General features: G+C 65.4%; 19 protein-coding genes. 10 read left to right on the forward strand and 9 right to left on the reverse strand.

Going from position 1 to position 16,114, the window contains the following annotated elements:
• Positions 1–3: 3 nt before the first annotated feature.
• From NR187_RS00880 to NR187_RS00890, 3 genes are read right to left on the reverse strand one after another with little or no spacing between them, the layout of a single operon-like run.
• Positions 4–582, reverse strand: coding sequence for a TlpA disulfide reductase family protein (locus NR187_RS00880; RefSeq protein ID WP_256805501.1), 579 nt, complete (start codon positions 580–582; stop codon positions 4–6).
• A 19-nt stretch (positions 583–601) separates the two neighbouring features.
• The gene (locus NR187_RS00885; RefSeq protein ID WP_256805502.1) at positions 602–1,063 is read right to left on the reverse strand and encodes a DsrE family protein; all 462 of its coding nucleotides are present in this window, start codon (positions 1,061–1,063) and stop codon (positions 602–604) included.
• A gap of 19 nt (positions 1,064–1,082) precedes the next feature.
• Complete coding sequence (locus NR187_RS00890) at positions 1,083–1,511, reverse strand: DoxX family protein (protein WP_256805503.1); 429 nt, start codon at positions 1,509–1,511, stop codon at positions 1,083–1,085.
• A 103-nt stretch (positions 1,512–1,614) separates the two neighbouring features.
• On the opposite strand from NR187_RS00890, the gene NR187_RS00895 reads away from it, so the two are divergent.
• Positions 1,615–2,499, forward strand: coding sequence for a LysR family transcriptional regulator (locus NR187_RS00895; protein WP_256805504.1), 885 nt, complete (start codon positions 1,615–1,617; stop codon positions 2,497–2,499).
• Positions 2,500–2,538: 39 nt separating this feature from the next.
• Here the strand turns inward: NR187_RS00895 and NR187_RS00900 are convergent, their stop codons facing one another.
• A complete protein-coding gene (locus tag NR187_RS00900; RefSeq protein WP_211386201.1) occupies positions 2,539–3,264 on the reverse strand; it encodes an alpha/beta hydrolase in 726 nt (241 codons plus the stop codon).
• Positions 3,265–3,409: 145 nt separating this feature from the next.
• Here NR187_RS00900 and NR187_RS00905 point away from each other — a divergent pair, with 145 nt between their 5' ends.
• Entirely contained in the window at positions 3,410–4,390 is a 981-nt protein-coding gene (locus NR187_RS00905) for a helix-turn-helix domain-containing protein (RefSeq protein WP_256805505.1), read from the forward strand.
• A gap of 21 nt (positions 4,391–4,411) precedes the next feature.
• Here the strand turns inward: NR187_RS00905 and NR187_RS00910 are convergent, their stop codons facing one another.
• A complete protein-coding gene (locus tag NR187_RS00910) occupies positions 4,412–5,557 on the reverse strand; it encodes an acyl-CoA dehydrogenase family protein (RefSeq protein ID WP_211386203.1) in 1,146 nt (381 codons plus the stop codon).
• Between the two features lie 126 nt (positions 5,558–5,683).
• Here NR187_RS00910 and NR187_RS00915 point away from each other — a divergent pair, with 126 nt between their 5' ends.
• A complete protein-coding gene (locus NR187_RS00915) occupies positions 5,684–6,361 on the forward strand; it encodes an alpha/beta family hydrolase (protein WP_256805506.1) in 678 nt (225 codons plus the stop codon).
• 58 nt (positions 6,362–6,419) lie between these two features.
• Here NR187_RS00915 and NR187_RS00920 read toward each other — a convergent pair whose 3' ends face one another.
• Positions 6,420–7,394: a ketopantoate reductase family protein gene (locus NR187_RS00920; RefSeq protein ID WP_256805507.1), complete on the reverse strand. Its 975-nt coding sequence runs from the start codon at positions 7,392–7,394 to the stop codon at positions 6,420–6,422.
• Between the two features lie 156 nt (positions 7,395–7,550).
• On the opposite strand from NR187_RS00920, the gene NR187_RS00925 reads away from it, so the two are divergent.
• Positions 7,551–8,354 carry an enoyl-CoA hydratase-related protein gene (locus NR187_RS00925; protein WP_211386206.1) on the forward strand — a complete coding sequence of 268 codons (804 nt, stop codon included), beginning with the start codon at positions 7,551–7,553 and terminating at the stop codon, positions 8,352–8,354.
• Between the two features lie 3 nt (positions 8,355–8,357).
• Here the strand turns inward: NR187_RS00925 and NR187_RS00930 are convergent, their stop codons facing one another.
• Entirely contained in the window at positions 8,358–8,630 is a 273-nt protein-coding gene (locus tag NR187_RS00930; protein WP_256805508.1) for a hypothetical protein, read from the reverse strand.
• A 51-nt stretch (positions 8,631–8,681) separates the two neighbouring features.
• Positions 8,682–9,566 (reverse strand): LysR family transcriptional regulator, encoded by an 885-nt coding sequence (locus NR187_RS00935; protein ID WP_256805509.1) that lies wholly within the window; start codon positions 9,564–9,566, stop codon positions 8,682–8,684.
• A 112-nt stretch (positions 9,567–9,678) separates the two neighbouring features.
• Between NR187_RS00935 and NR187_RS00940 the strand changes: the two genes are divergently transcribed.
• The 4 genes from NR187_RS00940 to NR187_RS00955 are packed head-to-tail and all read left to right on the forward strand — an operon-like array spanning position 9,679 to position 13,700.
• The gene (locus NR187_RS00940) at positions 9,679–11,046 is read left to right on the forward strand and encodes an FAD-dependent oxidoreductase (protein WP_211386209.1); all 1,368 of its coding nucleotides are present in this window, start codon (positions 9,679–9,681) and stop codon (positions 11,044–11,046) included.
• 42 nt (positions 11,047–11,088) lie between these two features.
• Positions 11,089–12,093 carry an ABC transporter substrate-binding protein gene (locus NR187_RS00945; RefSeq protein ID WP_211386210.1) on the forward strand — a complete coding sequence of 335 codons (1,005 nt, stop codon included), beginning with the start codon at positions 11,089–11,091 and terminating at the stop codon, positions 12,091–12,093.
• Between the two features lie 16 nt (positions 12,094–12,109).
• Entirely contained in the window at positions 12,110–12,883 is a 774-nt protein-coding gene (locus NR187_RS00950) for an ABC transporter ATP-binding protein (protein ID WP_211386211.1), read from the forward strand.
• On the forward strand, positions 12,876–13,700 hold the full coding sequence (locus NR187_RS00955) for an ABC transporter permease (RefSeq protein ID WP_211386212.1): 825 nt from the start codon (positions 12,876–12,878) through the stop codon (positions 13,698–13,700). Before NR187_RS00950 ends, NR187_RS00955 begins: the two co-directional genes overlap by 8 nt.
• 121 nt (positions 13,701–13,821) lie before the next feature.
• Here the strand turns inward: NR187_RS00955 and gtdA are convergent, their stop codons facing one another.
• Positions 13,822–14,862, reverse strand: coding sequence for a gentisate 1,2-dioxygenase (gene gtdA, locus NR187_RS00960; RefSeq protein WP_256805510.1), 1,041 nt, complete (start codon positions 14,860–14,862; stop codon positions 13,822–13,824).
• 91 nt (positions 14,863–14,953) lie between these two features.
• Here gtdA and maiA point away from each other — a divergent pair, with 91 nt between their 5' ends.
• Together maiA and NR187_RS00970 are read left to right on the forward strand one after the other, a co-directional pair.
• Positions 14,954–15,586 (forward strand): maleylacetoacetate isomerase, encoded by a 633-nt coding sequence (maiA, locus tag NR187_RS00965; protein ID WP_256805511.1) that lies wholly within the window; start codon positions 14,954–14,956, stop codon positions 15,584–15,586.
• Complete coding sequence (locus NR187_RS00970) at positions 15,576–16,088, forward strand: MarR family winged helix-turn-helix transcriptional regulator (RefSeq protein ID WP_211386215.1); 513 nt, start codon at positions 15,576–15,578, stop codon at positions 16,086–16,088. The genes maiA and NR187_RS00970 overlap by 11 nt, the downstream gene beginning before the upstream one ends.
• The last annotated feature ends 26 nt before the right edge of the window (positions 16,089–16,114 follow it).

A 16,114-nucleotide genomic window follows, 5' to 3' on the forward strand; every position in this document is an offset into this window, starting at 1 on the left:
GGATCAGGCTTGCTCGAGATAGAATTGCAGCAGCCGCGCGCCCGCTGGCGAGAGCCAGTCGGGGGCGCCGGTGATGTAACCCTCGACGTGATTGCTTGCACCGACCAGATAGGTCACGGGCATGCCGACGAGCGTGAAGACCGAGGCTGAGGCTTCCGCCGTCGTGCCATACGCATCGACGTAGCAGGTCAGGGTTTGCACGGCGAGACCGCCGAGGAACGCGCGGATCTTGTGCAGGTCCTTCGTGTCGGTGCAGATCGCGACGACATCGAGCCGGTCCGGCCGCGATCCCGCCAGGCTTGCTAGCACAGGCAGATCGAGCCGGCAGGCCGCGCACCACGTGGCCCAGAAATTGACGAGCGTGATCCGCCCCTGCCGCGCCGTCAGCACGACGTCTTTTCCATGCAGGTCCTGTAGCCTGAGCTGCGGCATCGTTGCGCGAGGCCGCACGACGGTAAACTGGCTGCGGCCGGCCTCGAACACCGGCGGCCAGGCGGGATCGCCGCCCTGCGCGCGGCTTGGACATGGAGGGGCGAGGATCGCCGGCGCCGCCATCAGCAGCGTTCGCCTGGACAGTGTCATGCCGGGTGCACGAGGCCTCTCACGCATGGATACAGGCCCAGCCCTCGAGTTGCAGATCGACCACGCGGCCGATACCGAAGGGGACGAGGCTGGCACCAGATATCAGCGGAATCGAGACCCGCTCCTTGGCTTCCGCGATCGCCTTTGACGACGCGCACATGCTGTAGCTGAGGTTGGGCAGCGACTGCCGCAGCGTCGCGAGCGGCTCGACCAGCGGGGTCTTGTCCGCCCGGAAGACGTCGATGCCCTTGCCGTTGGCGACGACCTCGATCAGCAGTCTCGCACCCCTGTCGGCAAAATGCCTTGCGAGGTTGGCCGAGTAGCTGATCGCATGCCCCATGACATAGGGCTCGTTGCTGTCGATCAGGATCACGACGCCCTCAATGAGGCGATCCTCCTTGGCCGCGGCGATGCCGCCGGCCGTGAGGATCGACGCGCCGGCGAGCAGGCCTCTGCGGGACCATCCGTTGGCGGAGGTCATGGCCGGGCTGTCCTGCCGCTCAAAATTGCCGAGCCGCGATCGGCGCCTTGCGGCCGCGTCCCCACAGCACGAACAGGCTGAGCGCGAGCAAGACGACGTTGAGCGGCGTGACCGGCGCTTCGCCGCGCGAGATGTGGAAGACGAGCGCAAGCACCTGCAACACCGTGCAGCCCAGCGCGGCCAGCACCGTCAGCCGCGGCAGGATCCGCGTCAGCGCGGGAAGCAGGATGCCGATCCCGCCGGCAAGGTCGATCAGCCCGATGCATCGGACGAACGTTTCGGAATACTGCCCGGCCCAGGGCATCATCGCGGCAAGCTCGGGAATGGGCGTCAGCAGCTTCACCAGCCCGGCCGAGGTGAAGACCAGGAAGATCAGGCCCTGTGCGCTCCAGAGGCCGATGCGAAGGGTGCGGTCGGGTGAGGCAGTCTCGAAGGCGGTGGTGGACACGTTGGTTCTCCAAAATTTGAGGGTTGCCACCATTTGATAGTTTCCTCGCATTTGATCATTATGCGCTCCGGGATTGGTTCATTTCCGTGGTGTTGATGATCTCATGGATTCTCTCGTCAGTATGAGGGTGTTTTGCCTGGTCGCCGAGCTGAAGAGCTTCGCGACCGCGGCACAGCGCCTGCGCATCTCGCCTGCCATGGCGAGCAAGCATGTGATGCAACTCGAGAAGCGGCTGGGGACGCGGCTGCTCAACCGCACCAGCCGGCGCGTCAGCCTGAGCGAGAGCGGGGTGCTCTATTTCGAGCAGGCGCGGCAGATGCTCGACTCGCTCGATGAGGTCGAGGCTGCCGTCAGCAATGCGACCGTCGTTCCGCACGGCACGCTGCGGCTGACAGCGCCGGTGTGGATGGCGAATGCGATGTTCGCGGGCGTGCTGGCGGACTACCAGGCCCGCTATCCGGACGTGCGGCTCGACGTCGATCTCGGCGGGCGGATGGTCAATCTGGTCGAGGAGGGATACGATCTCGCCCTGCGGGCGACCGGCGCACCCGACGAGGCGCTGATCGCGCGTCCCATCACCAAGGTGGCCTTCCATATGGTCGGTGCGCCGGCCTATCTCGATCGCGCGGGGCGCCCGACCAAGCCCGCCGATCTCGCCGGCCGATCCCTGCTGCACTATGCACTTTACCCGAGCGAAAGCTTTTCCTTTGCAGGCGAGCACGGCACCGAGACCGTCAAGCTCAATCCGGTGCTGCGCAGTGGCAACGAAACGCTGCTGCACATGGCTGCGCTGGAAGGCATGGGCCTCGCCTTCCTGCCGAAATGGCTGGTCGCCGAAGACATTGCCGCTGGCCGCCTCGAGCATGTCATGCCCGGGCAGGTCCTTTTCGAAGGAAAGCTTTTCGCGGTCTATCCCAGCCGCAAATATCTCTCCGCGAAGGTGCGGACTTTCATCGACTTCGTCGCCGCCGACAGGCGGATGAGGTGAGTGGCGACGGCGGCCGCGCGATCAATCGCCTGGAACGGCTCAGTCGCGGCCTGCTTCCATGATCGCCTTGGCGAGGCGCGCCGGATCCGAGAAGCACAGTTCGTGGCTGCCCGGCACCTGCACCAGGCGGAACAGGCCGAGCTTCTCCGACAGGCGTGGGTGCCACGGGTAGCCGTGCGGCAGCGCGGTGTCTTCCGTGCAGTTGATGTAGGATTTTGCCGGCTGCATCCCGGCCGGATTGGTCTTCAGCGCGATCTTGTCACTGAAGGTCTTCAGCGGATGCGGATTGAGGATGTCATAAGCGCGCTGCGCCAGCTCGAGATCGGCGTCGTTGATGAAGGCCTCGCGCCAGATCGGGAAGGGCAGCACCACCGAGCCGTCGCCGCGCTCGGCCGCGATCATGTCGAACAGTCCGACATAGTGCGGCGGCACCATGTCGTTGAGCGATTCGCCATCGTTGGGCACGAAGGCGTTCCAGTAGACTAGCCGGCGGATACGCTCGGGCACGAGGTCGGCTACGCCGGTGATGACCATGCCGCCATAGGAGTGACCGAGCAGGATCACTTCCGTCAGATTGTTCTCGGCGAGATAGTCGGCGATGGACTGGATCGCCTCCTTCAGTCCCGTCGTCTTGGCATCGCCCGGGCGGTTGCCCTTGATCGTCGGGAGGTAGACCTGATGGCCGGCGGCCCGGATCGGCGCTGCGACCGGTTCGAGCTCGGCACCGGTGTGCCAGGCGCCGTGAACGAGAACGTAGGTCGACATGTTGTGGCTCCCTCGGAAGGCTGGTTAGATCGGCGGGGCGATGGCCTTGCCGACTGAGCGTCGGTCGTTGGTGCCGCCATATTGAACCGGTCGCGATGCCGCGCGCTTGTCTGGCGCTGAACCGGATTGGTCTCGGAGCGAACTGATGGAACAGGTCAATTCCACAAGCCGGCCGCGGCACGTCATCTGGAACACCGCGGAGACGCGGCCGGACGAGCAGTTTTCCTATTACCGCGAGGCGATCTGCCAGGCATTCATGAACCTGACCCCGGAATCGGCGACGACGTCGCGCTTCCCGGCCAAGGTGGAGACGATCGGGCTCGGCACCGGCGCAATCAACCGGGTGCTGTTTCCCGAGCACACCGTCAATCGTTCGCGTGCCGATATCGCGGCATCGCGCGAGAGCTGCTTCTATCTCAACTTCAAGCTCGCCGGGCGCTGCCGCATGCTCCAGGACGGTCGCGAGGTCAGCCTGTCGCGCGGTCAGGTCGGCATCGTCGACAGCGACCGCGAGGTGACGCTGCTGCACGATCGCGGTCCGACCCTGGAGGTCGCTTCGTTCTGGGTGCCGTCGCGCGCCCTGCGCGACCGGCTGCCGCCGTCGTTCGATTTCAGGGCCGAGCGCGTGTCCGACGATCCTCATGTCGGTCATCTCATCGTCGAGACCGCGCGCTCCCTGAATGCCGGCGCATTGCGGATGGCGCAGGAGGACGGCGTTCGGCTGTTCGACGTGCTGCTCGATCTCGTTGCGCTCAGCCTGTCGCGCCGCTCGCGGGCGCAGACGGCGGAAGCCGCAAGTTTTGCCGACGCCACCGCGCTGGCGCTGCGCCGCGCCATTCACGAGCGGCTGTGCGAGCCGGGACTGACGGTCGCAATGGTCGCCGGCGCCGTCGGCATCAGCGAGCGCTACGTCCACAAGCTGTTCGAGCGCTCGGGCACGACGTTTTCGGACTATGTGATGGACCGCCGCCTCGTAGGCGCGGCGGCCGACCTGAAGGATCCGGCTCTGGGCGGCCGTGCGATCGGCACCATTGCGTTCGACTGGGGCTTCTCGGACCTGTCCCACTTCACGCGGCGCTTCAAGCAGCGTTTCGGCTGCCGGCCGCGCGACTGGCGCGCGCGATGAACTGAGCTACAACGACACGATTCATAAAGATCTGGCGATCAGCAGCTTCATGATCTCATTGGTGCCGCCGTAGATCTTCTGGATGCGGGAATCGATGAAGATGCGCGAGATCGGGTATTCCTGCATGTAGCCGTAGCCGCCGAACAGCTGCAGGCATTCGTCGGCGGTCTGGACCTGCTTGTCCGAGCACCAGTATTTCGCCATCGAGGCCGTGACGGTGTCGAGGTCTTTTGCGACCAGGCGCTCGATGCACCAGTCGACGAAAACGCGCGCGATCATCGCCTCGGTCTTGCGCTCGGCGAGCGTGAACGCGGTGTTCTGGAAGTCCATCAGCGGCTTGCCGAACGCCTTGCGTTCCTTGGTGTACTCGGTGGTGAGCTTGACCGCTCGCTCCATCGAGGCGACGGCGCCGACCGCAAGCGCGAGGCGCTCCTGCGGCAATTGCTGCATCAGCTGCACGAAGCCTTGCCCTTCCTCATTGCCGAGCAGGTTTTCCGGCGGCACCGCGACGTTGTCGAAGAACAGTTCGGACGTGTCGGAGGCGTGCAGACCGATCTTGTCGAGGTTGCGCCCGCGCTTGTAGCCGTCCGCGCCTGCGGTCTCGACCACGATCAGCGAAATGCCCTTGGCGCCGACATCGCCGGTGCGCGCGACCACGATGACGAGGTCGGCGGCCTGGCCGTTGGTGATGAACGTCTTCTGGCCGTTGATGACGTAGGCATTGCCCTGTTTCCTGGCGGTGGTCTTGACGGCCTGCAGGTCCGAGCCGGTGCCGGGCTCGGTCATGGCGATGGCGCCGACCATCTCGCCGGAGGCCATCTTCGGCAGCCAGCGCTTCCTCTGCTCCTCCGAGCCGTAGTTGAGGATGTAGTGCGCGACGATGGCGCTGTGCACGGAGACGCCGGTCGTCAGCTCCGGCACCGTGCTTTCGAGGTCGTCGAGCACCGCGGCGTCATAGGCGAAGGTCGCACCCAGGCCGCCATATTCCTCCGGCACGCTTGCGAGCAGCGCGCCCATCTCGCCGAGCCCGCGCCAGGCAAAGCGATCGACCATCTTCTGCTCGCGCCATTTTTCGGCATGCGGCGCCAGGTCCTTGGCAAGATATTTCCGGAACTGGTCGCGGAAGATTTCGAGATCTTCGGTCATCCAGGAGGAGCGGTAGGACATGGTCACCTCGGTCGATGCGGCTTTCCGGCTTGGTAGGCCAGCTTTTGGCGGCAATTATTGTGTTTTCAGGCTGCGCCGGTGACGCTACCAAGGCGGCCGGAGGCGCGTCTGTCAGGATTGCTGATTGTGGCTGTCAAAACCAAAGAGCTCAAGCTCGACATCGAGCGCATCGGCGCGGTCTCGGCGATCGCGACGCAGCCAGACAATGCGCGTGCCTGCTACGTGCTGGCGCATGGTGCCGGTGCCGACATGCAGCATGCGTTCATGGAGAAGGTCGCCGCGGGTCTCGCAGACCGCGGCATTGCGACGTTCCGCTTCAATTTTCCCTACATGGAGAAGAAGCAGGGACGCCCCGACCAGCCGGCGGTCGCGCACGCTGCGATCCGCACGGCGGTCGCGGAGGCGGCGCGGCTGTGCCCCGGATTGAAGCTCGTCGCCGGCGGAAAGTCCTTTGGCGGGCGCATGACGTCGCAGGCGCAGTCCAAGGCGGCGTTGCCGGGCGTAAGAGGGCTCGCGTTCCTCGGCTTTCCCCTGCACGCCGACAAGAAGCCGTCGGCCGAGCGCGCCGAGCACCTCGCCGGCATCGCAATCCCCATGCTGTTCCTGCAAGGCACGCGCGATGGGCTCGCCGATCTCGGCATCCTCAAGCCCGTCATCGCGGCGCTCGGGGCGAAGGCGACGCTGCATGAGGTCGAGGGTGGCGATCACTCCTTCGCGGTGCTGAAAAAGTCGGGCCGCAGCAACGAGCAGGCGCTTACCGAGGTGCTCGACACGCTTGCGGCCTGGATCGACGGCCTCGGCTGAGGCTAGAGCATGATCCGGAAAAGTGTGCAGCGGCTTTCCGAAAAGATCACGCCCAGAATTAAGCCGAATAGAGCCCCTTGTCCCGCGCCTTCTGGATCGCCAGCGCGGCGATCAGGTCGAGCGTCGGCGTCGACAGGCCGGCGGCGCGCGCGAAGGCGGCGGGCGCCTTGACGAGCACGTCGATCTCCATGGCGCGGCCGAGCTCGTAATCCTGCAGCAGCGACGGCTTGTGGTTGGGAGCGGGGCCGCTGCGGGTCACGCGCTTGACCTCGGGGATGAAATGCTGCGCGATGTTGTTGGCCTCGTTCAGCATGCGCGGAATGACGTCCGTGAAGGCGGGATCGTCGCGCACGCCGCGCGCGGTCTGGCCGGTGAGCAGGCACAGCACCGACAGCGACATGTTGGTCAGCAGCTTTGACCAGATCGCCTCGCGGATCTCGGCAACCGGCGGCGAGTCCAGCCGGGAATCGTTCAGGACGCCGCGGAGTTTCGTGATACGCTCGCAATTGCGGTCGTCGCATTCGCCGATCAGCAGGCGATTGCGGTCCGGCGTGAGGTTATGCACCACGCCGGGTGCGGTCACCTCGTTGGAGGAGAACACCACACCGCCGATGATCCGCTCCTTCGGGATGCAGGCGCGCAAGCGCCCGCCCGGGTCGAGGAACGAAATGTCCGGCGGGGTCGGATGCCGCGGCGGCAGGCCGATGCCATACCACCAGGGAATGCCGTTTTGCACGAACACGATCGCGGTGTCGTCTTGCAGCAGCGGCTTGATGCTGGAGACCAGCCCGGTCAGCGCGGTCGCCTTCAGCGTCGAGATCACGACGTCCTGGGGGCCGAGTTGGGCCGGATCGCCGGAAGCGTTCACCTTGGCGCTGACCTCGGAATCGCCGACGCGGAGCTTCAGGCCATTGGCCCGGACGGCTTCCAGATGCGCGCCGCGCATCACGCAACTGACCTCGTGGCCGGCGCGGGCCAGCCGAACCGCGATATGGCTGCCGACGGCGCCCGCGCCGAAAATGCAGATGCGCATATATATGTCCCGTCCCTGATTTCTCGGTACCGCCCGGCGCCAGCATGACACAAGCCGCCATGCGATGGACGCGGCCGCCCTACGCCGGAAAGATATGGATCAACGCGTAGAGCCTCGGCCATAGTGCGCGCCAAACAAATGAGCGGAGGAGCACCGATGACCGACAGTCCCGTCCTGTGGACCCTGGATGAGCGTGGGGTCGCGACCGTCACGTTGAACCGGCCGGAGGTCAACAATGCCTATGACGGCGCTTTGATCGCGGGCGTGCTCGCGGCCATGGACGATCTCGGCAAGAAGCCCAATTTGCGCGTCGTCGTGCTCCGGGGCAACGGCAAGCATTTCCAGGCCGGTGCCGACCTCAAATGGATCAACGGCGTGCGGCCGCAATCGGCTGATGCCAACGAGGCGGCGTCGCGTGCGACCTTCGAGGCGGTGCAGCGGCTCAACACGCTGCCGATCCCGACGGTCGCACTGGTGCAGGGCGGCTGCTTTGGCGGCGGCACCGGCGTGATCGCGGCCTGCGACGTCGTGATCGCGGCGGACAACGCCCTGTTCTCCATCACCGAGGTGCGCTGGGGCCTGACCGCCGCGATCATCATACCGCAGCTCTGTGATGCCATCGGTGTGCGGCAAGTCCGCCGCTACGCGCTGACTGGCGAACGCTTCGGTGCGGAGGACGCCCGCCGCATCGGTCTCGTGCATGAGGTGGTGCCGCTCGCCGATCTCGAGGCCGCCGGGGCCAAGGTGGTCGAGCAATTGCTCGCCAACGGACCGGAGGCGATGGCCGAGACCAAGCGCCTCGCGCTCGAGAGCTCGTTCGGCGGGATGGCGGTGGATGACGCCGCCTATACGCGGCTCGTGCACCTGCATTCGGTCAAGCGCCAGAGCGCGGAGGCGGCCGAGGGACTGGCGTCGTTCGCCGAGAAGCGGGCGGCGAATTGGGGCGACGGAAAAGGCTGAGGGTCAGCAGCCGCGGCAGATGTTGTTGATGCTGCGGTAAACGGCGTCGTCGTCCTGCCGCATCTGCTGCAGCGACTGGAGCGTCTTGCTCTCGCCGGCCGGCGCCGCGGGCTTGCGCTTCGCCGCGAGTTCTTCCTCCTGCCGTCTGTAGCAGGCCTCGCGATCGGCCTTGGCCTGGATGAAGCGGCAGTTCTGCTCGACGGCTGCGGCGGGAGTCGCCGACAGCGCGAGGACGGTCAAGACGGGCAGGGCGAATTTCACGGCTATCGAATCCATGGCGGCCCTTCTCTCAGGTTCGCGCTGCGGGAGCAACCGCCGCGACACAGCCTACAGCGACGATACGAGGGACGTTTTCAGCAGGGTGAGCAGCGCCTGAACCGCCGCGGCGTTGCGCCGCCGCTCGGGGATTGCTGCCTTGACCCACAATTCCGGAATCGGAAAGTCGCGCAGCACGGGCTTGAGCGTGCCGTCGCGCAAGGCATCGGCGACGAGGTAATGCGACATCAACGCGATGCCGTTGCCGGCAATGGCGCTGCGCGCCAGCACGTGTCCCTCGTTGGAGGAAAGCAGCGGGCTGACCTGGATGCTGATGCGGCCGCGCGGTCCGTCGAAGATCCATTCCGGGCCGGTCGGCAGAAAACTCAGGCAGCGGTGCTCGACGAGGTCGCGCGGATGTTTTGGTGTGCCGTGCTTCTTCAGATAGGCCGGCGAAGCGCAGAGCAGCCGCTTCAGCGCGCAGAGCGGCTCGTCGATGACGCCGCCGAAGGAATGCGGGAAGGCGCCGATGGCGATGTCGAAACCCTCGGTGACGGGATCGACCGGGCGATCGATCAGCACGATCTCGAGTTTTAGTCGCGGGTTCTGGGTCTGGAACGCGCTGAAGGCGTCGGCGAGGCGCGCCACCGTCAGCGAGGTCGGCGCCTTGATTCGGAGGTGATCGACGAGATCGTGGCCCTTCTCGCCCATGCGCGACAGCAGATCGGTGGCGTCGGTTACGACGCCGCGGGCGCGATGGACGTAGCGCTGTCCGGCTTCGGTCAGCCGCAATTGCCGGGTCGAACGGTGAAACAGCGGCGTGCCGATCCGTGCCTCCAGCTGCGTGACGCGCTTGGCCACGACCGAGGTCGAGACATTGAGCTTTCGCGCGGCGGCGGAGAAGCCGGCCGCATCCGCGGTGGCGAGGAAGGCCTGGAGGTTCACGAGGATGTCCATGTCGACTTTTCTCGATTCGCGAAAGCTGATCGCCTATTTTGGTGGATTGTAGCTCGGGCCGCGTTAATTCATAGTCGGGCCCAAGCAAGGATTTTCAGGGATAGGACGCGCCATGCGGGCCATGACGATCGAAGAACCAGCGCGCCAGGTGCCGCTTTACGGCGAATATGAAGTCGTCGTGCTCGGCGGCGGGCCGGCCGGCATCGTGGCAGCGGCGTCAGCCGCGCGGGCAGGGCGGAAGACGCTGCTGATCGAGCGTTACGGCTTCCTCGGCGGCATGGGCACTGCCGCCGGCGTTACCAATTTTTGCGGCCTGCACGGCAATGTCTACGGCGAGGCGCATCGGCTGGTTCAGGGCATGGCGTCCGAGTTGCTGGCGCGGATCGATCGCCTGAACGGGCTGAACGCGCCACATCTGATCCTCGGCAAGGTTTTCGCCCAGGCCTATGACACCGCGGCCTACAAGATCGCGGCCGACGAACTGCTCGCCAGCCACAAGGTGCACATCCTCTTCCATGCCCTTGGTGCCGGCGTGGTGATGGGCGACGACCGCCGCATCGATGCGCTGATGGTCGAGACCAAGGCCGGCCGGCAGGCGGTTCGCTCGGAGATCTTCATCGACTGCTCGGGTGACGGTGATCTCGCCGTCTGGGCCGGCGCGCCGTTCGAACTCGGCGACGAGCACGGCCATCCGATGTACCCCTCGATGATGCTGCGCCTGAACGGCATCGATCCCGAGAGGGCTGGCGATGCGTGGCGGACCATTCCGCAATTGATGGAGAAGGCGCTTGCCGCGGGCACGCACAAATTCCCGCGCAAGAGCGCGATCGTGCGACCGCAGAAATCCGGCATCGAATGGCGGGTGAATTTCACGCAGGTCGCGCGCGAGGATGGCCATGCCATCAACGGTATCGAGCCCGACGACCTCACCCGCGGCGAGATCGAGGGCCGCAAGCAGGCACTCGCCGCCTTCGAATTCCTGCGCAGCACTGTGCCGGGGTTTGAAAAGTCCTACATCGTCGATTTGCCGCCGCAGCTCGGCATCCGCGAGACCCGCCGCATCAAGGGCGGCTACCAGCTCAGCGGCGAGGACGTGCTCGGATGCGCCTCGTTCGAGGATTCCATCGGCGTCAATGGCTGGCCGATCGAGGCTCATGTTCCCGGCGATGTCGTCTTCACCTTCCCGCCGATCCCGGAATCGCGCGGCTATAACGAGCTGCCCTATCGGATGCTGGTGCCCGAGGGCGTCGACAACCTCCTGGTCGCCGGCCGCTGCGCCTCGATGACCCATGAGGGCCAGTCGGCGGCCCGGGTCTCCGGTGCCTGTTTCGCGATGGGGGAGGCCGCCGGTTCCGCGGCAGCGCTGGCGCTCTCCGGAAACCGGATACCCCGTGACATCCCCATTGAAAAATTGCAGGAAACATTGAAACAACAGGGCGCCTTTATCGGACGGGACCAGCCCGTCCCCGGGGGCCTGTAACGGACTGCAAGAACGACCAAAAGAACCATTGGAGGAAACGGGATGATCGGGATGATGCGGCTTGCGCTTGCGGGCCTTTTGGCAATCATGGCGACGAGCACGGTCCGGGCCGAGGACGCGCTGAAGGCCAGGATCGGCGTGCTCCGCCTGTCGTCCTCCGCGCCGGTGTTCATCGCGCAGGACAAGGGCTATTTCCGCGAGGCCGGCCTCGACGTCGAGCTGAAGTTTTTTGACGCTGCCCAGCCGATCGCGGTCGCGACGACGTCGGGCGACATCGATTTCGGCGTCACCGCCTTCACGGCCGGTCTCTATAATCTCGCCGGCAAGGGCACGTTGAAGGTGATCGGCGGCATGAGCCGCGAGAAGGCCGGCTATCCCCTGATCGGCTATTTCGCCAGCAACAATGCTTATGCGGCCGGACTGAAGACGCCGAAGGATCTCGCGGGCAAGCGCGTGGCGATGACGCAGGTCGGATCGAGCTTTCACTATTCGCTTGGCCTGCTCGCCGACAAATACGGCTTCAAGCTCGCCGACGTGAAGATCGTGCCGCTGCAATCGCTGTCGAACGCGGCGGCCGCGCTGAAGGGCGAGACCGTCGATGCGGCGCTGCTGCCGATTTCCACCGCGCGAAAGCTGATCGACGACGGCGGCGCGAAATTCCTGGGCTGGGTCGGCGACGAGACGCCCTGGCAATTGGGCGCGGTGTTCGCCTCGCCGAAGACGCTGACCAACAAGGTTCTGGTGACGAAGCTGCTCGGCGCATTGGCGAAAGCCGATCGCGAATATCACGACGTCATCCTCGCCGCGATGAAGAACGGCGTGGCGCCGATCAACGACAAGACAAAGCCGCTGCTGGAGATCATCGCAAAGTACACCAATCTGCCGGTCGAGCAGGTGGTCGGCAATTGCGCCTATATCGATCCCGACGGCAAGCTCGACGTGAAGAACGTCGACAACCAGATCAAATGGCTCCAGGAGCAGGGCTTTGCCGACAAGGGTTTTGACGCGGATGCGATCATCGCCAAGGAATATGTGAAGGCGGATTGAGAGTAGAACGTACCTTATGGACCTGATCTCCAACCACATCAGCCATCGCTTCGGCGATCTCGCCGTGCTCGACGACGTCTCGTTCACGGTCAGCGCCGGCGAGGTGGTGGCGATCGTCGGGCCGTCGGGCTGCGGCAAGAGCACGCTGCTGTCGATCCTTGGCGGCTTGCTGCAGCCGACGTCCGGTGCGCCGGAGCTGCGCGGATCGCCGCCGGCGGACAGTCTCAATCCGCTGACCTTCGTGTTTCAGGATTTTGCGCTGCTGCCCTGGGCGACGGTGGAGGAGAACGTCGAATTTTCGTTGCTGCACACCCCACTCTCGGCCACCCAGCGCCGCGCGCTGGTCGAGGATGCGCTGCGCCGCACCGGCCTGACCGATTTCCGCAAAACCTATCCAAAGCAGCTCTCCGGCGGCATGCGCCAGCGCGTCGGCATTTCGCGCGCGCTCGCGGTCAGGCCGGCCATTCTCCTGATGGACGAGCCGCTCTCGGCGCTGGATTCGCAGACCCGCGAGCTCCTGATGGAGGATTTCGTCCGCCTGCTCGCCGATGGCGGCATGGGCGCGGTCTACGTCACGCATAATCTCGAAGAGGCGGCGCGGCTTGCCGACCGCATCGTGGTGCTGTCGCGGCGTCCCGGCCGCATCCGCGAGGTCGTGAGCGTGCCGATGACGCGCGCCGAACGCGGTGAAATCGCAGCCCGCGAAAAGCTGCTCGCGCTTCAGAACCAGATCTGGTCGCTGATCCGCAACGAGGCGATCGATGCCGAGCGCGAGGTGCAGCATGCTTGATCGCGCTCCGGCGGGAACATCTGTGAAAGATGAAGCAGCCCGGCGCGTCCGGTTCCGCGGCGCGGGCTTCGTGCCCGCCAGCAGCCGTTTTGGCGGCTGGATCGCGCTCGCGCTCGTCATCGCGATCTGGCAGGCGGCCGGCAGCACCGGTCTCGTCAATCCGTTGTTCTTGCCGGCGCCATCCGCGATCGCGCGGGCCATCTACCAGCTCGCCGTTTCCGGCGCGCTTTGGCAGCATCTCTCGGCGTCACTGCTGAGGATCGGCGTGGGCTGGCTGCTGGGAACCGCGGCCGGCGTGGTCGTCGGCTTTGCCATCGGCCTGTCGCGGCTTGCGCGCAGCGTCGGCATCACCTTCATCTCGGCGCTGTTTCCGATCCCGAAGATCGCGTTGCTGCCGCTGCTGATCCTCTGGCTCGGCATCGGCGAAGAGCCGAAGATCGCGACCATTGCGCTCGGGGTCTTTTTCTCGACCGCGATCTCGGTCTATAGCGGCGTCGATGCCGTGCCGCGCAACCTCATCCGCATGGCGCAGAGCTTCAATGTCCCCTTCGCCACCATCGTGCGCAAGGTGATCTGGCCCGGCGCGCTGCCCGCGATCCTCGCCGGCTTCCGCATCACCGCTTCGGTGGCGCTGCTGCTCGTCGTCAGCGCCGAGATGATCGGCGCGCAATACGGCATCGGCGCATTCGTGCTCCAGGCCGGCAATCTGATGCAGACGGATCAACTGCTCGCGGGCGTGGTGATCCTGTCGGTGTTTGGATTGGCGGTGGGGAAGGTGATCGGTTGGCTGGAGACCAGGTTGCTGCACTGGCGGTAGCCAAAATCACCGCTGCCGTAGGGTAGGCAAAGCGAAGCGTGCCCACCATCCTCTCATCACTCGCGAAGGCGTGGTGGGCACGGCGCAAGAGGGCCTTTGCCCACCCTACGAGAGCGGTGCCTCACGCATTCCCGCGATCCTCGCGAAACAGATCCAGCTTCTGCTGCACGGGCCGATCCGAGAAGCTGAACAGCACGGCATCATCGTCCGCCTCGTGCGTCACCCACTGCCAGCTCGGCACCACGAACAGATCGCGCGGGCCCCATTCGAAAACAGCGTCCCCGATGCGGCTGCGGCCGCGTCCCTCGATCGGACAGAACACGGTCGCATCGGTCGCGCGATAGCGCGCGGTCTTGAAGCCCTTTGGCAGCAGCTGGATGAAGGTGCCGATGGTGGGCATCGCGAAATCGCCGGTCTCGGGATTGCTGAACTTCAGCTTCAGTCCATGACAGGCGTCCCATTCCTGGCTCGCGCGGGCTTTCTCCAGCGCCTCGCGGGTATAGGCATAGGGATAGCTGAAGATCGGCGAGGTCTTCGAGCTTCGCTTCACGTCGACCGGCAGCAGATTGTGGCCGTAGCGCGCAAAGCTGTCGCCGGCGGGCTTGGTGATCCTCTGCTGGTCTTCCTTCGATCCTTCCGCGAAGGAGCAGTCGAAGAACTGCACCAGCGGAATATCGAGGCCGTCGAGCCAGAACATCGGCTCGCTGGTCTCGTTGGAATGATCATGCCAGGTCATCGACGGCGTGATGATGAAGTCGCCGGGCTCCATCGCGGTGCGCTCGCCGTCCACCGCGGTGTGGGCGCCCTTGCCTTCGAGCACGAAGCGCAGTGCCGACTGGCTATGGCGGTGCGCGGGCGCGACGTCGCCGGGGACAACCATCTGCACGCCGGCATAGAGCGAGGTCGTGATCTTCGATTGGCCGCGCAGGCCGGGATTCTCGAGCACCAGCACGCGCCGCTCGGCCTCCTTGGCGGTGATCAGCTTGCCGGCCTCCGTCATGTAGTCCCGGATGACGTCGAATTTCCACAGATGCGGCCGGCAGGCGCTTTTCGGCTCCGGCGTGATCAGATCGCCCATCACCGTCCACAGCGCGGTGAGATTTTCGCCGTCGATCTTCTTGTAGAAGGCCTCGCGTTCGGGCGTCTTGGTCACGGCTTCCATGGTGCGGCTCCCGTTCGTTTTGTTGATTGACAGTATACTGACGATCTAGGTAGCGTCAACTTGACGAACAAGAATGACAGGGAGGCTTCCCATGAAGCTGCACGGCTATTTCCGCTCCAGCGCCGCCTATCGGGTACGGATCGCGCTGAACCTGAAGGGCCTCGGTGCCGAGCATCTGCCGCATCACCTTCGCAAGGGCGAGCAGTGCGCGCCCGCCTATCTGGCCATCAATCCGCAAGGCCTGGTGCCGGCGCTGGAGGATGATACGGGTACTGTGCTGACCCAATCGGTCGCGATCATCGAATGGCTCGACGAGACCCATCCCAATCCGCCGTTGCTGCCGAAGGATGCGCTGCAACGCGCGAAGGTCAGGGCGTTCGCGCTGGCGATCGCCTGCGACACCCATCCGGTGCAGAATTTGAAGGTGCTGGCGCGCCTGCGCGAGCTCGGCCTTGCCGAGGAGAAGGTCCAGGAGTGGGCGGCGTGGGTCAACCGCGAGGGGCTCTCGGCCTGCGAGACGCTGATCAGGGACGAGCCGGGACCGTTCTGCTTCGGTGAAGCCCCGACGCTCGCCGATCTCTGCCTGGTGCCGCAGCTCGCGAACGCCCGCCGCTTCGGCGTCGACGTCTCGGCCTATCCACGGCTGCTCAGGGCGGAAGCCGCAGCCAAGGCGCTTGCGGCGTTCGCCAACGCCGCGCCGGAAAAGCAGGCCGATGCCGAGTAAGCCTGCACCGCCCATCACGATAGACGCGGTCTATGCTGCGCCGGGCTATTTGTTCCGGCGCATGCAGCAGATCGCGGTCTCGATCTTCATGGAGGAGTGCAAGGCGTTCGATCTCACGCCGGTGCAATACGCGGCGCTGATCGCGATCCATACCCATCCCGGCATCGACGCGACGCGGCTATCCGCGGTGATCGCCTTCGACCGCTCGACGCTCGGCAGCGTGATCGAGCGGCTTCAGGCCAAGGATTTTGTCGAGCGCAAACCGGCACCCGAGGACAAGCGGATCAAGCTGCTCTATCTGACCAAGTCCGGCGCGACGATCCTGCGCGAGATCATTCCCGCGGTCGAACGCGCGCAGGCGCGGATGCTGGAGCCGCTGAAGCCCGCTGAGCGCAAGGCGCTGATGGGGCTGCTGGTCCAGCTCGTCGATCTCAACAACGAGGCGTCACGCGTGCCGCTACGCGCGGAGGATGCGCTGGAGCATCTGGGAAAGGCGGGGTGAGGGCGGTGTGAGTGAGGCTGTGCAGT

This window comes from Bradyrhizobium sp. Bra64, assembly GCF_024519875.1.
GTDB classification, from domain to species: Bacteria; Pseudomonadota; Alphaproteobacteria; order Rhizobiales; family Xanthobacteraceae; genus Bradyrhizobium; species Bradyrhizobium japonicum_G.